This is a genomic window from Ruegeria sp. YS9 (assembly GCF_024628725.1).
Classification (GTDB): Bacteria; Pseudomonadota; Alphaproteobacteria; order Rhodobacterales; family Rhodobacteraceae; genus Ruegeria; species Ruegeria atlantica_C.
Genome location: NZ_CP102410.1, coordinates 127,484 through 141,334 on the forward strand (window position 1 = coordinate 127,484; position 13,851 = coordinate 141,334).

Here is a 13,851-nt window from a genome sequence, read left to right on the forward strand (position 1 = left end):
ACTTTCCTTAAAACATGAAAGTTCCAGCCCAGTTGTGGGGTCTGGTTAGTAGCGGACACCTAGTCGGATCCCGAATTGGAAATGGATCATGATAATGAAAAACGAAATCATCACACTCAAGACGCTCGCAAAACGATATGCGCGGGCAAACCGCATTCCCCAGTACGAAGCGCTCAACGCGATTGCTACCGCGTTAAATTTTACGCATTGGACGGGACTTGCAAGCAAGGCGAAACAGGGTTGGATGCCGAGCGACGAACAAATGGCGCAGGCCGAGGCGTTTGTCCTCCAATCTCATCCGGGCGCAGATGAAAAAGAAAGCTTCATCGACAGGAGCTTCGCCCGTCCGGTCGATGAACCGGTTAGGGAAGGTAAGATCGGTGATCACGCCTATCGGGTCTTTGAATCCTTCGGTGACCTACGCATGGAAGGTGACGGATGGCGCATTCTTGTCGGCGAAGCGCAATTTTCCCAGCCAGTCGTCGAAATCGAAAAACCGCATGCCGACAAAAGCCCAGTACGCAAAGGCGCCTTTCTGGACGCAGCATTAGTAATTGCCGATAAAGAAGCGGCGAAGGTTCGCGCGGGGATTTCTTCGGACTGGCCGAGACGTTCCACAAAACCCGATGCCGAAGGTGTCGTGGTTCACCCGTTATTCGGGGGGAAGTCCTCCGAATGGTATTGCCTACATTGCGACGGAAAGATTACAGGCGCACAGCTCGCAGAAAATCTCTGGCACTGTCCTGGTTGCGGCGCATCGCCCATCAACATCTCGTCCGAGCCAGCGTGGCTGGATGGCTCCGATGTGGAACCCAAGCCTGTTAAGAGTCCATCGATACAGCAGCGGCCTGAGCCCGAGGTTAATGTGGTGGATTCAAGACCGACACTGACCTTGGGTGAAGACAATATCTCATTGTTTCTGCGCACAGCACTACTTGAGGATGCCGTGACGCCCGCAGAGCGGATCGGTGCTCAACTCGCCGAGATTTATGTCGATGAAGACGGTGACGCCTGTATTGTTCTAGATGAAGACTTATGGCCTGAATCCAAAGACCCCGAAGCTGCAATCGCCGTGGCCGAAGTGCTAGGCGTGGAACTGGAACTGAATGCTACCTGCATGACCTTTCCCTTTGCTTGGCCAAGCTTGGGGCATGCGATAACCAGCACGCGGGACTATGTCCAGATGTTGTTGGACGCTCACCAAGAGCACGGTGTTATTCATCGCGAAAGTGACTGATCTTTGGCTCACGCTCAGATCAAATTGGGGGTGGGCCATCATTCGGGAGCTTAACGACGAAGTTCTTGGGCGGGCTGTAAAGAAGCGATCGCTTGACCTGGCGGTTCGATAGGCCGGTCAGTTCCATGACCTCTTTCTTGAACGGCTGGAAGTCGTCATAGGACACACGTCCATCCACTATCACCTGGTCGATCACCTTGCGCGGTTCGAGGGCATACTTGAACACACCTTTCGGGTGCTTGGTATCGCCTCGTTCGAAGTAGATTAGTCTGACTTCGTTCTCATGCTTGTATGCGCGGCGTTTTGCAAGCAAGGATCGCGCCACGGAATCCGATGTGATCCCGTCCTTAAACACAGTGCTTCCTAATTCCCACAGCCGCTTCTCGCCCATGTACTCCACGCGCCCGATGAAACAGGATACGTGCGCCCAGTCGCCTTGTGACGCACTCAAACTCTCGATCAGACGGCCAACAGTTGTTCGCACACGTACGGCATCGCTGTTGCGCGAGTAGATTTGCCACATGGCATCCGATGCCGTTTCAAGTGTCCAGCACTGGCCATAAACATCCCCGTGAAATCCGAAAGTTCCACGTTCGCCGTTCGAACTCCGAACTTCTGATCTGAGAATGACATTCTCAAACGGGTCGTCCCACATTGTCGGAAGCACGAGCGCATTCTGATTTTCCTGATATAATTCAAAAAACCTATTGCGTGGGAAAATCCTGTAAATGCGAGTCTTTGGCCCGATTTTCTTTCCAAGTATGTTCATTTCATCTCATCAATTTTTTTTTGAGTATACTATGTCATGGTGCTTCCGTCATGGACGGATCGGGCTGTTGTGAACCGAGCCAGCCTGCGGCGGTCTCGGCGATCCGGCGTCAATCCCTTGTGCGTAAAATACCAGCCCTGACAGGCTAACATTCTTTTTCTGTTTGGCGCCTGCGGCCCCGCCTTCCGTCAAGTCCAAAGCGTCCACATTGGTTACTTGCGGGAGAGCTTTGCTCATGCAGTGGATCTGGACCGGACATACATTGGTGGAATTGAGCGCGGGGAGAGAAATCCCGGTCTCAAAACCGTCATCAAAATAGCCGACGCTCTAAATCTTGATGTCGCGGACCTTTTCCGGTTGAAAGATTAAGCCGCGCCTTCCTGGAGCCGGCATGTCTACATCGGCTTCCAAATGTAAATCAGCTGCTACCAACTCCTCTTTCTCGGCACCTCTCGTGGTCTCAGAGACAGTGCAGTGCGGCAGCCCCGTGTTGTGGTCGTCTGAGCTCACAACGCATCGAGGGCGTGACCGCCGCAAGGCATTTTACTCTCCCGGAAACGTCTGTTTCATCTCTTAAGTTAATAGCTGAATTGAGCATTAACTTTCTGCACTCCTAACGTAAGTTAATAATCAAAACTAACTGAGAAAATTCAACGTTATCAAAGCTCTCAGGGCTTCTTAGCTCTTGATTGTCCGACAGAGATGCCCCTAGAATCGGGGGTGTTGGAACGTTCGTTTCAGCACCAGCGTAATAGCCAGTCCCGGACGGAGGCCACGAGCCGTGGATGCCAACAAAATGCGCCAGCAGATTGTGAAACTGCATCTCGGGATGGCTCAGACCACAATCACCGAGCTCGCCGAGAGCATCGGGTATAGTCGTTCGGCGGTGTCGAACGTGCTTGCTGGGCGCAGGCGGTCGGCGGAGATCGAAGCAGCCGTAGCCGAGCGCACAGGATTTCGTGTCGAAGACCTGTGGCCAGTGGCTGCCTCTGGAAAGAAGGGGGGTATGAACCGATGATCTAGAAAATAGAAAAGCCCCGAGAGCGGACTCTCAAGGGCCTTCATGTCGATTGGTACCCGACACACAGAAGGTCTCTCGAATCCCCTCAAAAGTCAAGTCTGGCGGCCGGATCTTTTGACCCGACTGGTCGAGCTCGGCCGCCTTCCATCATTCGACAAGAGGAGTGGTGCGGTTCACCTTGACCCAATTGGTCAGGGAGCGATCCCGCACAGCATCAAAACACATGGAAAAAGAATTCTTCTTGGCCCCTCGGGCCAATCGTGCATCACGCAACATGCCAGAGCGCTCGCGTGTGCGTACTTTCGTGGAGACTGGCGCATTTCGCCCCAATGGGGGCGAAAGTCAGAAAGTGGTGTTCGACAGCCTTGGTGAATTTGACACCTTCACCACGACAACAGCTCTATACCCCGTGGCTGACATGGTCGAGCAGCCATCTGCCATTGACTACGTCGATGCTGATGGTCGCAGGCGTCGGAAAGTAATCGACCAAGTCTACACGCTAAAGGACGGAACCAGAATCGCCGCTGAGATTAAGCCGGCAGAACGCGCCAGAGCTCAGAACCTTGAAGAGAAACTAGGTTATGTGGCGGCGGCAATGCCAGACGATTTTGCTGATTATCTGGTTCTAATCACAGAGGAAAACTACGACCAATGGGAGGCCTTGAATGCGCGTCGGCTGCTTGCCTACAGGCGGGAGGATGACCCGGAGGCGGCTGAAATAATCGCAGAGCTTGCGGCTGAGATCGATCTGCCGGTCACGATCCGCGAGCTGATTTCGAAAGCTGCGATAGGCGGCAGGGCCTGGCCGGAAATCTTCAAAGCGATCTATGCCGGTGTCCTGCGTCCAATACAGGATGGGGTTATTGATCTCGACATGCTGGTCGAGGGAGGTGTGCAATGACTGATATCATTCGTCTCGAGCCCTATTCGCAGATTCAGCAAGGTGACGTCCCGGGTCTTCTCGTGGAGCAAGGGCCGCTAGGTGTCATCATCAGTCGCTGGAGTGAAGGAGAAATTGTCTTTGACGAGCTAACCTATGATGAGATCAACGAAGGTCTGAAGACCGGTCACATCACCATTCGTGATGGCTATCACAGTGAAGAGGCCGTCCGCCAGCGCGTGCAGTTTACCGATCAGATTGTCACCCATCTGCCTACAAGACAGCGCTCAACGGTCTTCTTCCGTCAGGCCTGGTGCGATCTCTTTCTGGATGCTGAAGCACGTGGAGAGATTGGCCGCTACTGGAAAGATGTGGAGATCTGGATCCGGAGTGTGGCGCCGGAAATCACGGTGCAGATTCCTCAGCCCGATAAGGATGCCGGGAAGCGCAAATATGGTGGAAAGAAGCGGTCAAGCAACGAGATTGACCCGCCAGGCTCTTCGGCCTTGCTGCGTTGGGTCCGCGCTTATGAGGCCAGTGGTCGGTGCGTTCTAGCGCTCATAGACAAGCGCTATCTGGCGGGACGGACGAAGGTCAAATTTGGTCCTGAGAGCGCTGCCCTGCTTCACAAATGCGCGGATCGATATGCGAGCTTCAAGCGCCCGTCGAAGAAGAGTGTCATTCGTCAGACCAAACGGGCATTCCGACTGGCAAATGCGTATCGCGTCGATCGGGGACTGCCGCCATTGGCCATCCCTTCAGAAAGCACCATCTACCGAGAGATAAGTCGTCTTGAGCCCTATCATGTGATGTGCCAGCGCCAGGGCCTCGAAGCGGCCAACCGGCATTTTGCAATCATCGGCGAAGGAGTGAATGTCCTGCGCCCAGGGGAGCGGTTGGAAATTGATGAATGGAAGGTCGACCTGATTACCTTCTTTGCCGAGGCCGGTGTCTTCGGTCATCTGACAGAGGAGCAGATCAAAGCACTGCCGAAAGGGCGACGCTGGATCTATGTCGTGATCGATGTGCGAACGCGACTGATCCTCTCGGTGAAGGTTTGCGCGACCCCGAATACCGAAGATGCGATCGCGGCACTGGACCTAGCAACCCGGGATAAGAGCGATCTTGCTGGGCTCTTCGGCTGTGCGCTTCCGGACTGGCCGGGCACTGGTTTTGAAACTGTTGCCTCGGATCAGGGGGCGGCCTTTGCGAACTTTGATTTCAGAGGTGCTGTGACGGACCTTCGCGGAACGGTCATGTTCCCGCCTGCGGGTGTGCCCAAGCTTCGCGGACATATTGAGCGCTGCTTCAGAACCTTCGGTGTGGAGCTGATGGAGTGTCTGAGTGCGCGCACCTATTCAAACATCGTCGAAAAAGGTGATTTTGTGCCTGAAGATTATGCTGCGCTTGCTGATGACGAGTTGACCCGGATCCTGGTTCGCTTTGTTGTCGATGTATATAACAACAAGCCCCATGGGGGCATCGGTGGACAAACCCCGCTGAACTGCTGGCGGGAATTGTGCTCGACCGTTGGCAAGCCGCGCCCTCCCTGCCGAATTGAGCGCCTCGGGGCCTTCGGTCGGAAATACACCCGGAGAATTTCCGGACGCGGGGTTCGGTTTGCGGGCATCTTCTACACCTGTGAGATGGTCCGGCACCATTTTCTCTCCAATCCCGATCTCGAAGTTGAGATCCGGGTGGATCATCAGGACCTCGGTATGATCGAGGTCAATCTCGATGGTGTCTGGGTTGTCGCCCGCCCCCTGGCAAAAGGGTTTGATGGTCTGTCGCTTGATCTCTGGACCGAGGCTTGTACCAATCTGCGCCGCCGTTTTCAGGCGGAGGCAGAACTGACGCAGGATATCATTGATCAGGCATTCGCAGACTTCTCGGAGGAGGATCGCGCTGCCTCTCAACGGCTCGGGCTCTCAGCGCTTGCTCCGACAAAGGCCGACGTTGAACGCAACCGGGAACATCTCTGGCTTGGGTTGGAGGTCGTGGCGGGTATCACCCCAACGGTTTCCAGGAAAAAACGAGGTCTCCTTGATGGTGTGATCGCCAGGGCTGAGGTGGCACCACGTCAGCTGCCGGAGATCACTTCTGCGGAGGATGACGCGGAGAAGACGATGCCGGTCTCGCGTCCGCGCTGGCGCATGGAGGACGGGGAATGACGCATATGTCCCGTGAGGAGGTCAGCCACATCGTGGCTGACCTTGAGCACCGCTTTATCGCCCATGACACTTACCTGGAGCTCCGGGATCAGGTTGATGATATTCTCTACCGACGCAAAGCGCATACAGCTGCTGACAGGGTAACAGCGCAGCGCGGCATTGTTGTCATTGGCAATGCAGGGGCCGGTAAGAGTTTTGGCATCGAACATCTTCTGCAGAAGCATCCGCATTTGGCGTATGGAAAACCATATCAACAGGCGTTGACTGTGCGTCTGGTTTCAGAAGCCACGATCAAAGGTGTCGGTCTCGATACGCTCAAAGCATATGGATATGAGAGCAAGGGATCGCGGACAGGCCATTCGATCTGGCGGCAGGTGATGCATCAGGCGCACTCCCACAAGACGCTTTTTCTGCATTTTGACGAAGCGCAGCATATCCTTCGGACCAAATCGAAGTCTGAGTTTGATCAGGTGATGCTCGTTTGGAAATCGTGCCTGGAATACGCTGAGTGGCCGGTCAGCCTAATCCTTAGTGGCACCTGTGAACTCCTGGATCTGATCAACCGGGATGAACAGCTCAGACGGAGGTTTGAGCCCGTGCATTTTGCTCCCATGAGCTACGCCGCCCATGGGCATGAGGTGATGGGCGTGCTGGGTGCCTATCTCGATGCGGCAAAACTGTCGCGCGGCAAAACGCTTGAGACGTCGGCATTCGCGCGACGACTGCTGCATGCGGCCCGCTACGAGTTCGGGTCGAAAATCGGGCTGATTATATCGGCTATCAAACTAGCATTGCGCGATGGGAACCAAACCCTTGAACAAAGTCACTTCGCGGGGGCCTATCGGAAACAGAAGCGCTGTGTTGATGCATTGAACCCATTCATTGCTGAGAACTTCCGCTCCGTTCAGACGGGCCAGCTTCTCAGCGGTGCTGAGCTGGAGATAGCGCCAGCAATCAAGAGGGGGGCTGCATAATGCAAGTGTTGCCGATCCTTGTTCCTTTGATGCCGGGGGAGACCCCGGCATCTTTTACATCCCGCCTGGCTTGGGCGAATGGTCTTTCCTTTGCCTCAGAGTTCTGCACCGATCAGGGCTTTACGCTTCAGGCCATCGCTGACGGCGATGAACGGGCCCTTTCGATCCTAGCCCAGCTCGGCAAAGTGGAACTTGCTCAACTGATGCGTGGTGTTGTTCGCAAAGTGTCGACCGGGCAGTACCGGCTGGCCGGGCAACTTATCGAGAAACGCTGGATCATGCGCAGACGTCTGCGGCTCTGTCCTGAGTGTGTCGCGGATGACATCATGACAGACACTACTGGTGGTGCTGCGCAACGATGTGCTTGGCATGTGCCTTCGATCCGAACATGCCACCACCACCAGGTTAGGCTGAATGAAGACGACAGTTATTCACATAGCCGAGGGCCCCATGATTTTTCCGGGCGTATCCGAGATCTCAATCTGGGGGCGGATCAGGTGAGAGAGCTGGGTGCATGGCAGGTCCCAACAGGTCTGGAAGACTATCTCACCCGCCGGTTGGCGGGTGAACAACAGGGCACATGGCTCGACAATATCGGGTTCGGTGCGGTTGCGCTTGGCGCCGAGATCTTCGGAATTGTCGATCTGTTTGGCGTCGATGCAAAGCTGAAGCACTTATCCGATAATGAGAAGCGTCGTGCAGGTGCGAGGGGTTTTGAGCTCCTGTCCGAAGGCGAGGAAGGGCTGTTTCGCCTGCTGAGGCGACTACATCGTGAGGCCGGTTCCCCCATATCACTTTCGCGCAGAAACTACGGCTGCCTGTTCAACTGGCTAGAACAATCCCATGCGGAGCAATACGAGCCCTTGCGGGATACGGTCAGGAAATTCTTCACCGAGACCTATCCCATCGGCGAAGGCGATCTGGTGCTTGGGAAAACCTGTACAACCCGTCGCGTTCATAGTGTTGAAACCTTACGACGTGAGCTGGGGCTCGGCCGCCGTCAGACAGTGGAACTGCTTGGTGCAAACGGGTTTCTGAAGCCGGAGGGTGAGATAGGTAGCTCTGCGAAAGGTGTTGTGCTCGACGCACAGGCATTGGCGCCACTGGTCAAAAACTTTGCGGGAGCGATCTGTCAGGTTGCGGCTCAGAAAAAGATCAATGCGCCGAGGGCGCAGTTTGGTGCTCTGGTTGCAGGTGGGATCATCAGACCCATCGCAGGCTCCCCTGTCGGGAGACCATACTACGATGAAGGGCAACTCGATGCGTTCCTTGCCAGTATTGTGCCACGCACATCGGCGGCAAAAGCGGATGGGCTAGTCGGTATTCAGTCCGTCTGTCGCAAAGCCGTTGCTGGTGCAGTCGATGTGGTGCGACTGATCCAGAATGGCGATCTGAAGACTGTGGTCAGGGATGCTGAACAAGATGGCTATCTATCGGTGCTTCTGGACCCGGCAGAGGTCGCTGAGGCATTGCGTTTGATCAGACCGGACGGATACCTGCGATCGACGCTTGCGGAGTTCTTTGGGATCAATGCATCTGCGGTCCGATATCTGGTGAGCAAAGGTCACTTGAAACTGGTTCGGGCACGTCATCCGGTGTCCCGCAAGTCGGTACAGGTGGTGCCGTATAGCTCTGTAGACCGGTTTCTGGAGCGCTTTATTCCCGGAAAACACTATGCCGAATTTCTTGGGGACAGTACCCGGAAAGTCGGCGACCAGCTCATACAGGAGCGGGTTCCGTGTATCCGAATGCCGGAAGAGTGTGGTGGACGCATATTCAGACGGAGCGATGTGACCTCCGGAGTAGAAGAGCTGGCCAATCGCCTCCCGCTCTCGCATGATGAAATTGCCTGGCCTGAGTTGTGAAGGTGTTGAGATGAGTAGAGAAAGCAAATTTCTGAGCCTGGTGCTTCGGCATAAACCTGAAGAGATCGGTCTTCAGCTTGATAAGAACGGGTGGGTTCGTGTTGACGATTTGCTACGGAAGCTGAAGAAAGCCAATCGCAAGCTAAGCCGCGACGAGCTCACTCAGCTTGTCGAGAGCAACGATAAGAAACGCTTCACCCTGTCAGATGATGGTCAGCGCATTAGGGCAGCCCAAGGACACTCAATTGATGTGGATCTGGGCCTGGAACCCCAGCGCCCACCGGATGAATTGTATCACGGCACGGCCAGCGCAAATTTGGACGCGATATTTTCCGAGGGGTTGAATCCTGGACGCCGTAAGCAAGTTCATCTTTCACTGGACCCTGACACAGCTGAACGCGTCGGGCAACGACACGGAAAGCCGGTTGTTCTACGTGTCGAAGCGCAACGTATGTTTAAGGATGGATTTGAGTTTTTTCGCGCCGACAATGGTGTCTGGCTCACGGACAAAGTGCCCGCGACCTATTTGGGTTTCGGTAGGGTCGCGGAGCCATAACAGATCACATGGCCCATTGGTTTGCGTTTTATTCGCAGGCAAACAGGCCAAGCGCTAGCGTGCCAAAGCCCTTATCAATTCAAGTTTGGAGCCAATACAAAATGCAATCCGACAAAGTATACACCCTTTCAGAATGGCCCGTGCTCGAAAAAATATCTGCTCGTACGACACCTGATCGCACCCTCGACTCATATAGTGTCATTTTGCTTTACGAGGTCGCGGCGACCGATGATGATTGGGCCGCAATGGATCAGGAAGAGTATGAGTTTGCAAAGGCACTCCTTGCATCACGACACCGCCGTCATCCACTTCCTTCGTCTCCATTCAAAGCAACTTGCCCTCATTGTTCGGAGGTCGTGGTTAGTTGGCACAAACTCTGCGTCGATGTGCCGAAAGGCGAGAAGCGGGGGCTTGTTTTCTGCGGATGTGGGAAGACCGGTGCAGATAGCGCGGACGTAGAAGGAGTAGGGCGTGTCATTGGTGGCTAAAGCGACGTTAAGCTATCGCAAAAAAGGTGATGCACCGTATTTTTTGGTCAACAATGCGCGCTGGCGGCATCATGGTAGTGTGGATTTCGCTCTTCCATTAGAAGCAAGCGCAGAAAGAAATCTGGCCATCAAAAGCCGCCGTTTGGGAAAAATGCGGCGAATGACGGGCAGGAGCTCAACCTGTTAATTCAGTTTTTGTGCTGCATGCGCTCGCAGCACGATAATTGCTGCCTGAGCGAAGAAAACTATGCCGCAATGCAACTGGAAAAGCTGCCGTTGAAACACTCCGCGTCGAGAGTCAGTAGAGTAAGGATCAAGGTCTTAACAAACCTGACTTTTACCGTAGCTGTCCAAATGCCTGCTTTTTCGCTCTGGGGACCGATACGAGCGAACCGCCGCCAGTCATGCTTTCCAAGATGTCGTGGGCTTTGGCGGCCTCAGGCAATGGGATTGGTGTCGGCCTGGGGCGTGCAATTGGCCAGAGGCGAACTTACCCAAAGCTTGGCCAAGAAGGACCAGATGACCGCAGAAATTGAGCGTCTCAATCGAACCAACGAGGGTATCCGCGCCGACAGAGTCGTAGGCGACTTGGACACCATGCCCATCGGTAGATCAAGTGATCAAAATTGCTTAGAATCGCTTTGTATGCTCTGATATCAATCGGGGATTGAAACCTCACGCATTCTGCGACGCTTTCGGTGGTAACTTTTCTAAGCTGCAAATTTGGCATTCTTTTTTTGGATAATGGCATGTCACAGATCAGATTTTTAGGCTCTTTTTCTATGGGTTCTGGCGCCGCGGCTAGATGTGCAGGCATTGGCGAAGCCGGACGCGAATGCGCCGGATTTCTTTTTCAGAATCCCAATCAGTTGTTTGACAGAGCTGATCTAGCGGAACGTTTTTGGTCCTCAAATAGCTTTGTGGATGCAAAGGCGGCGATTAGTTCCATGACGTCCCGCGTTCGAGCCGCCTTGAGACAGATGAAGAACCCTGACATCCACATTAAGTCCGACAAGTGGAGTCTAGGAGTGTTCTACGAAGACTCCAAGTTTGTCGATACCGCCAATCTGGAACGGATCTATAGTCAAGTTCAGAAGGGCATTTTCGATCTTGGATCTCTGGAGTGTTGTCTTGGCAGCCTCTATCGTGGAAAATTCCTACCGGGGCTACAGGGACATTGGGCGGTAATTGAACGAGAGCGCCTGCAAAGCATGTTTGTCCGCACGGCCTTGATGGCGATAGATCATTTCATTGACCAAAGAAACTATCAAACAGCCCTTGATACCTGTCGTTATGTGCTTTCGCATGATCCTTTGCGCGAGACAGTTCATCGTCGAGTAATGATCTTAATGGCGATAAGCGGCGAAAATGCCAGGATGCGCCAGCACTACGCAAATCTCGAGGCTTTTGTCATAACGGCTTGCGATGCCCAACCTGACAAGAGAACACGAGAGTTGTTTGATGATCTATGCACACAACCAAGCCGGCCATACCTTGATCAGTTGGTAGAAAGGGAACTGGACTAAGTTATCCTGTATTGGTTCCGATCTAGGGTCAGGACGCATTGATTTCCCGCGCATGACGTGATTCACGGCCCCAAATACGGAGCGGTGATATGAGCGACCTTTACTGGCTGAGCGATGAGCAGATGGCCAAGCTTACCCCTTTTTTCCCGAAGTCGCACGGCAAGCCACGTGTCGATGACAAGCGCGTCCTGAGTGGGATTATCTTCATCAATCGCAATGGTTTGCGCTGGCGTGACGCTCCTGCCGCCTATGGTCCGCACAAGACGCTCTACAGCCGCTGGAAGCGCTGGAGCGAGAAAGGCATCTTTGCGCGGATGATGGCGGGTCTGGCCGCCGAACACGGCGAACAGAAGACCGTGATGATCGACGCGACCTACCTCAAGGCCCATCGAACAGCGACCAGTCTGGCCGCGAAAAAGGGGGGCGTGGGCGCCTGATCGGTCGAACCAAAGGCGGCATGAACACCAAACTGCACGCCATCTGCGATAGCCAAGGCCGCCCACTCAACCTGTTCGTCACCGCCGGTCAGGTCAGCGACTACATCGGTGCGCGGGCGTTGCTCAGCAGCCTGCCAAAGGTCGACTGGCTGCTCGGGGATCGCGGTTACGATGCCGATTGGTTCCGGGAAGCGTTGCAAGACAAAGGGATACGCGCCTGCATCCCTGGACGAAAGCAGCGCAAGAAAGCCGTCAGATACGATAAGCGTCGATACAAACGCCGAAACCGGATCGAGATCATGTTCGGCAGGCTGAAGGATTGGCGGCGCGTGGCAACCCGCTACGACCGTTGCCCAAAGGTCTTCCTCTCTGCCATCGCTCTGGCCGCGCTCGTCATCTACTGGTTATGAATCCTGACCCTAGATCATCTCTTCCCGCTCAGATCTTTTGAATTGGTTTTCAAAGCCCGGCTCGATCCGGTTCTTTTGGATGTTTTCTAGCGCACTTCTAAAACATCGGCATTTCTGAAAGGAAGCGCAAATGAGGCAATCTCAATCGAAGTGCCAGGCAGAAGTCGGTGATATGCCAGGCAGAAGTCGGTGATATGCCGGGCAGATGTCAGTGAAAATTCTTCTTCGAGAAGGCAATCTGTACGGCTGATGCTCGGGAATAGCTGTGCTCGAACAGTACTCTGGACATACATGTATTTCCGGAGAGAGCGATGTCGACAAAAAAGCGACCTGAACGCGCCGAGATCGTTATTCATGCGTGGTTCGAGAACGGTGAGGATGATGACAAGGCGTTGAGGGGTTCAATTTCTTCCCTGAATGGGTCGCACAAATGTTTCTATATCGGGATGTCGCAACTCATCGAAAAAATGACGTCTCACCTGCGAAGCTTGCTGGGCAAGGAGGCTCATCGTGGTCCCAAGTAGTATTGCCATCGAACAGGCCAAATCTGCGGATTGGGGCGCGTCGCCACTTAAACCCTTCCTGCAATTGGGCCCTCGCGCTGCACATCTTGGCAGGCTGAAAGTGGGAAAGTTTCAGTCTCATGACGCAGATCATCTCCAAGCTATCGCGACGACATTCGTGCGTGGTTACAACGTGATGTTCGGGGCCGCACCGATCTCTCGGCTCGATGATATCCATGATCAGATCTCCGTTTCCCTTCGTGGGTTTCTGGTAGAAGGGGCGGCGATGGGCGCGGCGGTTCGCGACGGTATGGTACTGCAGGCGGGCCTGCTCAGCGCACTGCACACGCGGTATCACAGTAAATATCAATACCTAATTCAGGTTGGCTCAGGTTGGGCACTGGCCCGAATGCCGTGGATCAGTCGCAGGTTGTTCCAAACCCTGCCGCCCGAACTCTATACTCTGACGTTGGATGGCCGTGGTTTCCACAATACATTTTTCAAGCCAGAAAGGGCGCTTCACGGGCTAACTGTGAAATGCCAAGGACTCGCGGGCGGAGCATATGATCAAGGCGTGGGGAGGGCTCTTTGGTTTGTTTCGCTTGCTGATCTCGAAACGACTCTTTCAAGTGTAGAACGCGCACATCCTAGCAGGCAGGCAAATCTTCTGTCCGGCTTAGGGCTGGCAATGTCGTATGCTGGCCCGTCGCGGATGCAAGATTTCAAGAATGTTTGCGACAGTTTCCCTGCTCACCAAGCGGCATTTATGCAAGGTGTATCCTTTGCCATAACAGCTCTTGATGCAGCTGGCGCAGTGCGGCCCGAACTACAAGTTTTGTCTTCTCAGCTTTTGGGAGCACCGTATCGAGAGATCGTCCCCGCCATCGAAAACGATCGACCATCTGATGGTCCTTCAAGTTTCCAGGATTCCCTTGAAGCCTACGAGGTTTGGCGCAACCGGACGCGACTCCGCTTTTTAAACCTAATCAATACGTCCCAGTTCGAGGTCTGATC

13 protein-coding genes and 1 pseudogene are annotated in these 13,851 nt (G+C 54.3%); 13 read left to right on the forward strand and 1 reads right to left on the reverse strand.

The window, feature by feature from the left end:
* Positions 1-94: 94 nt before the first annotated feature.
* Positions 95-1,237, forward strand: a complete 1,143-nt coding sequence (locus tag NOR97_RS16990) for a hypothetical protein (protein WP_257601238.1) — start codon at positions 95-97, stop codon at positions 1,235-1,237.
* Positions 1,238-1,256: 19 nt separating this feature from the next.
* Here NOR97_RS16990 and NOR97_RS16995 read toward each other — a convergent pair whose 3' ends face one another.
* The gene (locus NOR97_RS16995; protein WP_257601239.1) at positions 1,257-2,006 is read right to left on the reverse strand and encodes a hypothetical protein; all 750 of its coding nucleotides are present in this window, start codon (positions 2,004-2,006) and stop codon (positions 1,257-1,259) included.
* A 216-nt stretch (positions 2,007-2,222) separates the two neighbouring features.
* Here NOR97_RS16995 and NOR97_RS17000 point away from each other — a divergent pair, with 216 nt between their 5' ends.
* The 12 genes and pseudogenes from NOR97_RS17000 (at position 2,223) to NOR97_RS17050 (ending at position 13,849) form a co-directional block, all read left to right on the forward strand.
* A complete protein-coding gene (locus NOR97_RS17000) occupies positions 2,223-2,375 on the forward strand; it encodes a helix-turn-helix transcriptional regulator (RefSeq protein ID WP_257601240.1) in 153 nt (50 codons plus the stop codon).
* Positions 2,376-2,787: 412 nt separating this feature from the next.
* Positions 2,788-3,024 (forward strand): helix-turn-helix domain-containing protein, encoded by a 237-nt coding sequence (locus NOR97_RS17005; protein ID WP_257601241.1) that lies wholly within the window; start codon positions 2,788-2,790, stop codon positions 3,022-3,024.
* A gap of 226 nt (positions 3,025-3,250) precedes the next feature.
* A complete protein-coding gene (locus NOR97_RS17010) occupies positions 3,251-3,928 on the forward strand; it encodes a Tn7 transposase TnsA N-terminal domain-containing protein (protein ID WP_257601242.1) in 678 nt (225 codons plus the stop codon).
* On the forward strand, positions 3,925-6,078 hold the full coding sequence (locus NOR97_RS17015) for a Mu transposase C-terminal domain-containing protein (RefSeq protein WP_257601243.1): 2,154 nt from the start codon (positions 3,925-3,927) through the stop codon (positions 6,076-6,078). The genes NOR97_RS17010 and NOR97_RS17015 overlap by 4 nt, the downstream gene beginning before the upstream one ends.
* Positions 6,075-7,052, forward strand: a complete 978-nt coding sequence (locus NOR97_RS17020) for a TniB family NTP-binding protein (RefSeq protein WP_257601245.1) — start codon at positions 6,075-6,077, stop codon at positions 7,050-7,052. Before NOR97_RS17015 ends, NOR97_RS17020 begins: the two co-directional genes overlap by 4 nt.
* A pseudogene (locus NOR97_RS21240) lies at positions 7,052-7,453 on the forward strand (TniQ family protein); the annotation flags it as partial. The gene NOR97_RS17020 and the pseudogene NOR97_RS21240, both read left to right, overlap by 1 nt.
* Positions 7,454-7,549: 96 nt before the next feature.
* The gene (locus tag NOR97_RS17025) at positions 7,550-8,917 is read left to right on the forward strand and encodes a hypothetical protein (protein ID WP_257601246.1); all 1,368 of its coding nucleotides are present in this window, start codon (positions 7,550-7,552) and stop codon (positions 8,915-8,917) included.
* A 10-nt stretch (positions 8,918-8,927) separates the two neighbouring features.
* Positions 8,928-9,473, forward strand: a complete 546-nt coding sequence (locus NOR97_RS17030) for an RNA 2'-phosphotransferase (RefSeq protein ID WP_257601248.1) — start codon at positions 8,928-8,930, stop codon at positions 9,471-9,473.
* Between the two features lie 1,237 nt (positions 9,474-10,710).
* The gene (locus tag NOR97_RS17035; protein WP_170335404.1) at positions 10,711-11,487 is read left to right on the forward strand and encodes a BTAD domain-containing protein; all 777 of its coding nucleotides are present in this window, start codon (positions 10,711-10,713) and stop codon (positions 11,485-11,487) included.
* An 89-nt stretch (positions 11,488-11,576) separates the two neighbouring features.
* A protein-coding gene (locus tag NOR97_RS17040; protein ID WP_257599340.1) for an IS5 family transposase occupies positions 11,577-12,334 on the forward strand; the annotation gives its coding sequence in 2 pieces (ribosomal slippage) (positions 11,577-11,901 and positions 11,901-12,334; 759 coding nt in all).
* A 311-nt stretch (positions 12,335-12,645) separates the two neighbouring features.
* Positions 12,646-12,858, forward strand: coding sequence for a hypothetical protein (locus tag NOR97_RS17045; RefSeq protein WP_170335402.1), 213 nt, complete (start codon positions 12,646-12,648; stop codon positions 12,856-12,858).
* Positions 12,845-13,849: a DUF1702 family protein gene (locus NOR97_RS17050; protein ID WP_170335400.1), complete on the forward strand. Its 1,005-nt coding sequence runs from the start codon at positions 12,845-12,847 to the stop codon at positions 13,847-13,849. Before NOR97_RS17045 ends, NOR97_RS17050 begins: the two co-directional genes overlap by 14 nt.
* Positions 13,850-13,851: the final 2 nt, after the last annotated feature.

Coding starts and splice junctions, on each gene's coding strand:
- NOR97_RS16990 (WP_257601238.1), top strand. CDS start 95: ATGAAAAACGAAATCATCACACTCAAGACGCTCGCAAAACGATATGCG.
- NOR97_RS16995 (WP_257601239.1), bottom strand. CDS start 2,006: ATGAACATACTTGGAAAGAAAATCGGGCCAAAGACTCGCATTTACAGG.
- NOR97_RS17010 (WP_257601242.1), top strand. CDS start 3,251: ATGGAAAAAGAATTCTTCTTGGCCCCTCGGGCCAATCGTGCATCACGC.
- NOR97_RS17015 (WP_257601243.1), top strand. CDS start 3,925: ATGACTGATATCATTCGTCTCGAGCCCTATTCGCAGATTCAGCAAGGT.
- NOR97_RS17020 (WP_257601245.1), top strand. CDS start 6,075: ATGACGCATATGTCCCGTGAGGAGGTCAGCCACATCGTGGCTGACCTT.
- NOR97_RS17030 (WP_257601248.1), top strand. CDS start 8,928: ATGAGTAGAGAAAGCAAATTTCTGAGCCTGGTGCTTCGGCATAAACCT.
- NOR97_RS17035 (WP_170335404.1), top strand. CDS start 10,711: ATGTCACAGATCAGATTTTTAGGCTCTTTTTCTATGGGTTCTGGCGCC.
- NOR97_RS17045 (WP_170335402.1), top strand. CDS start 12,646: ATGTCGACAAAAAAGCGACCTGAACGCGCCGAGATCGTTATTCATGCG.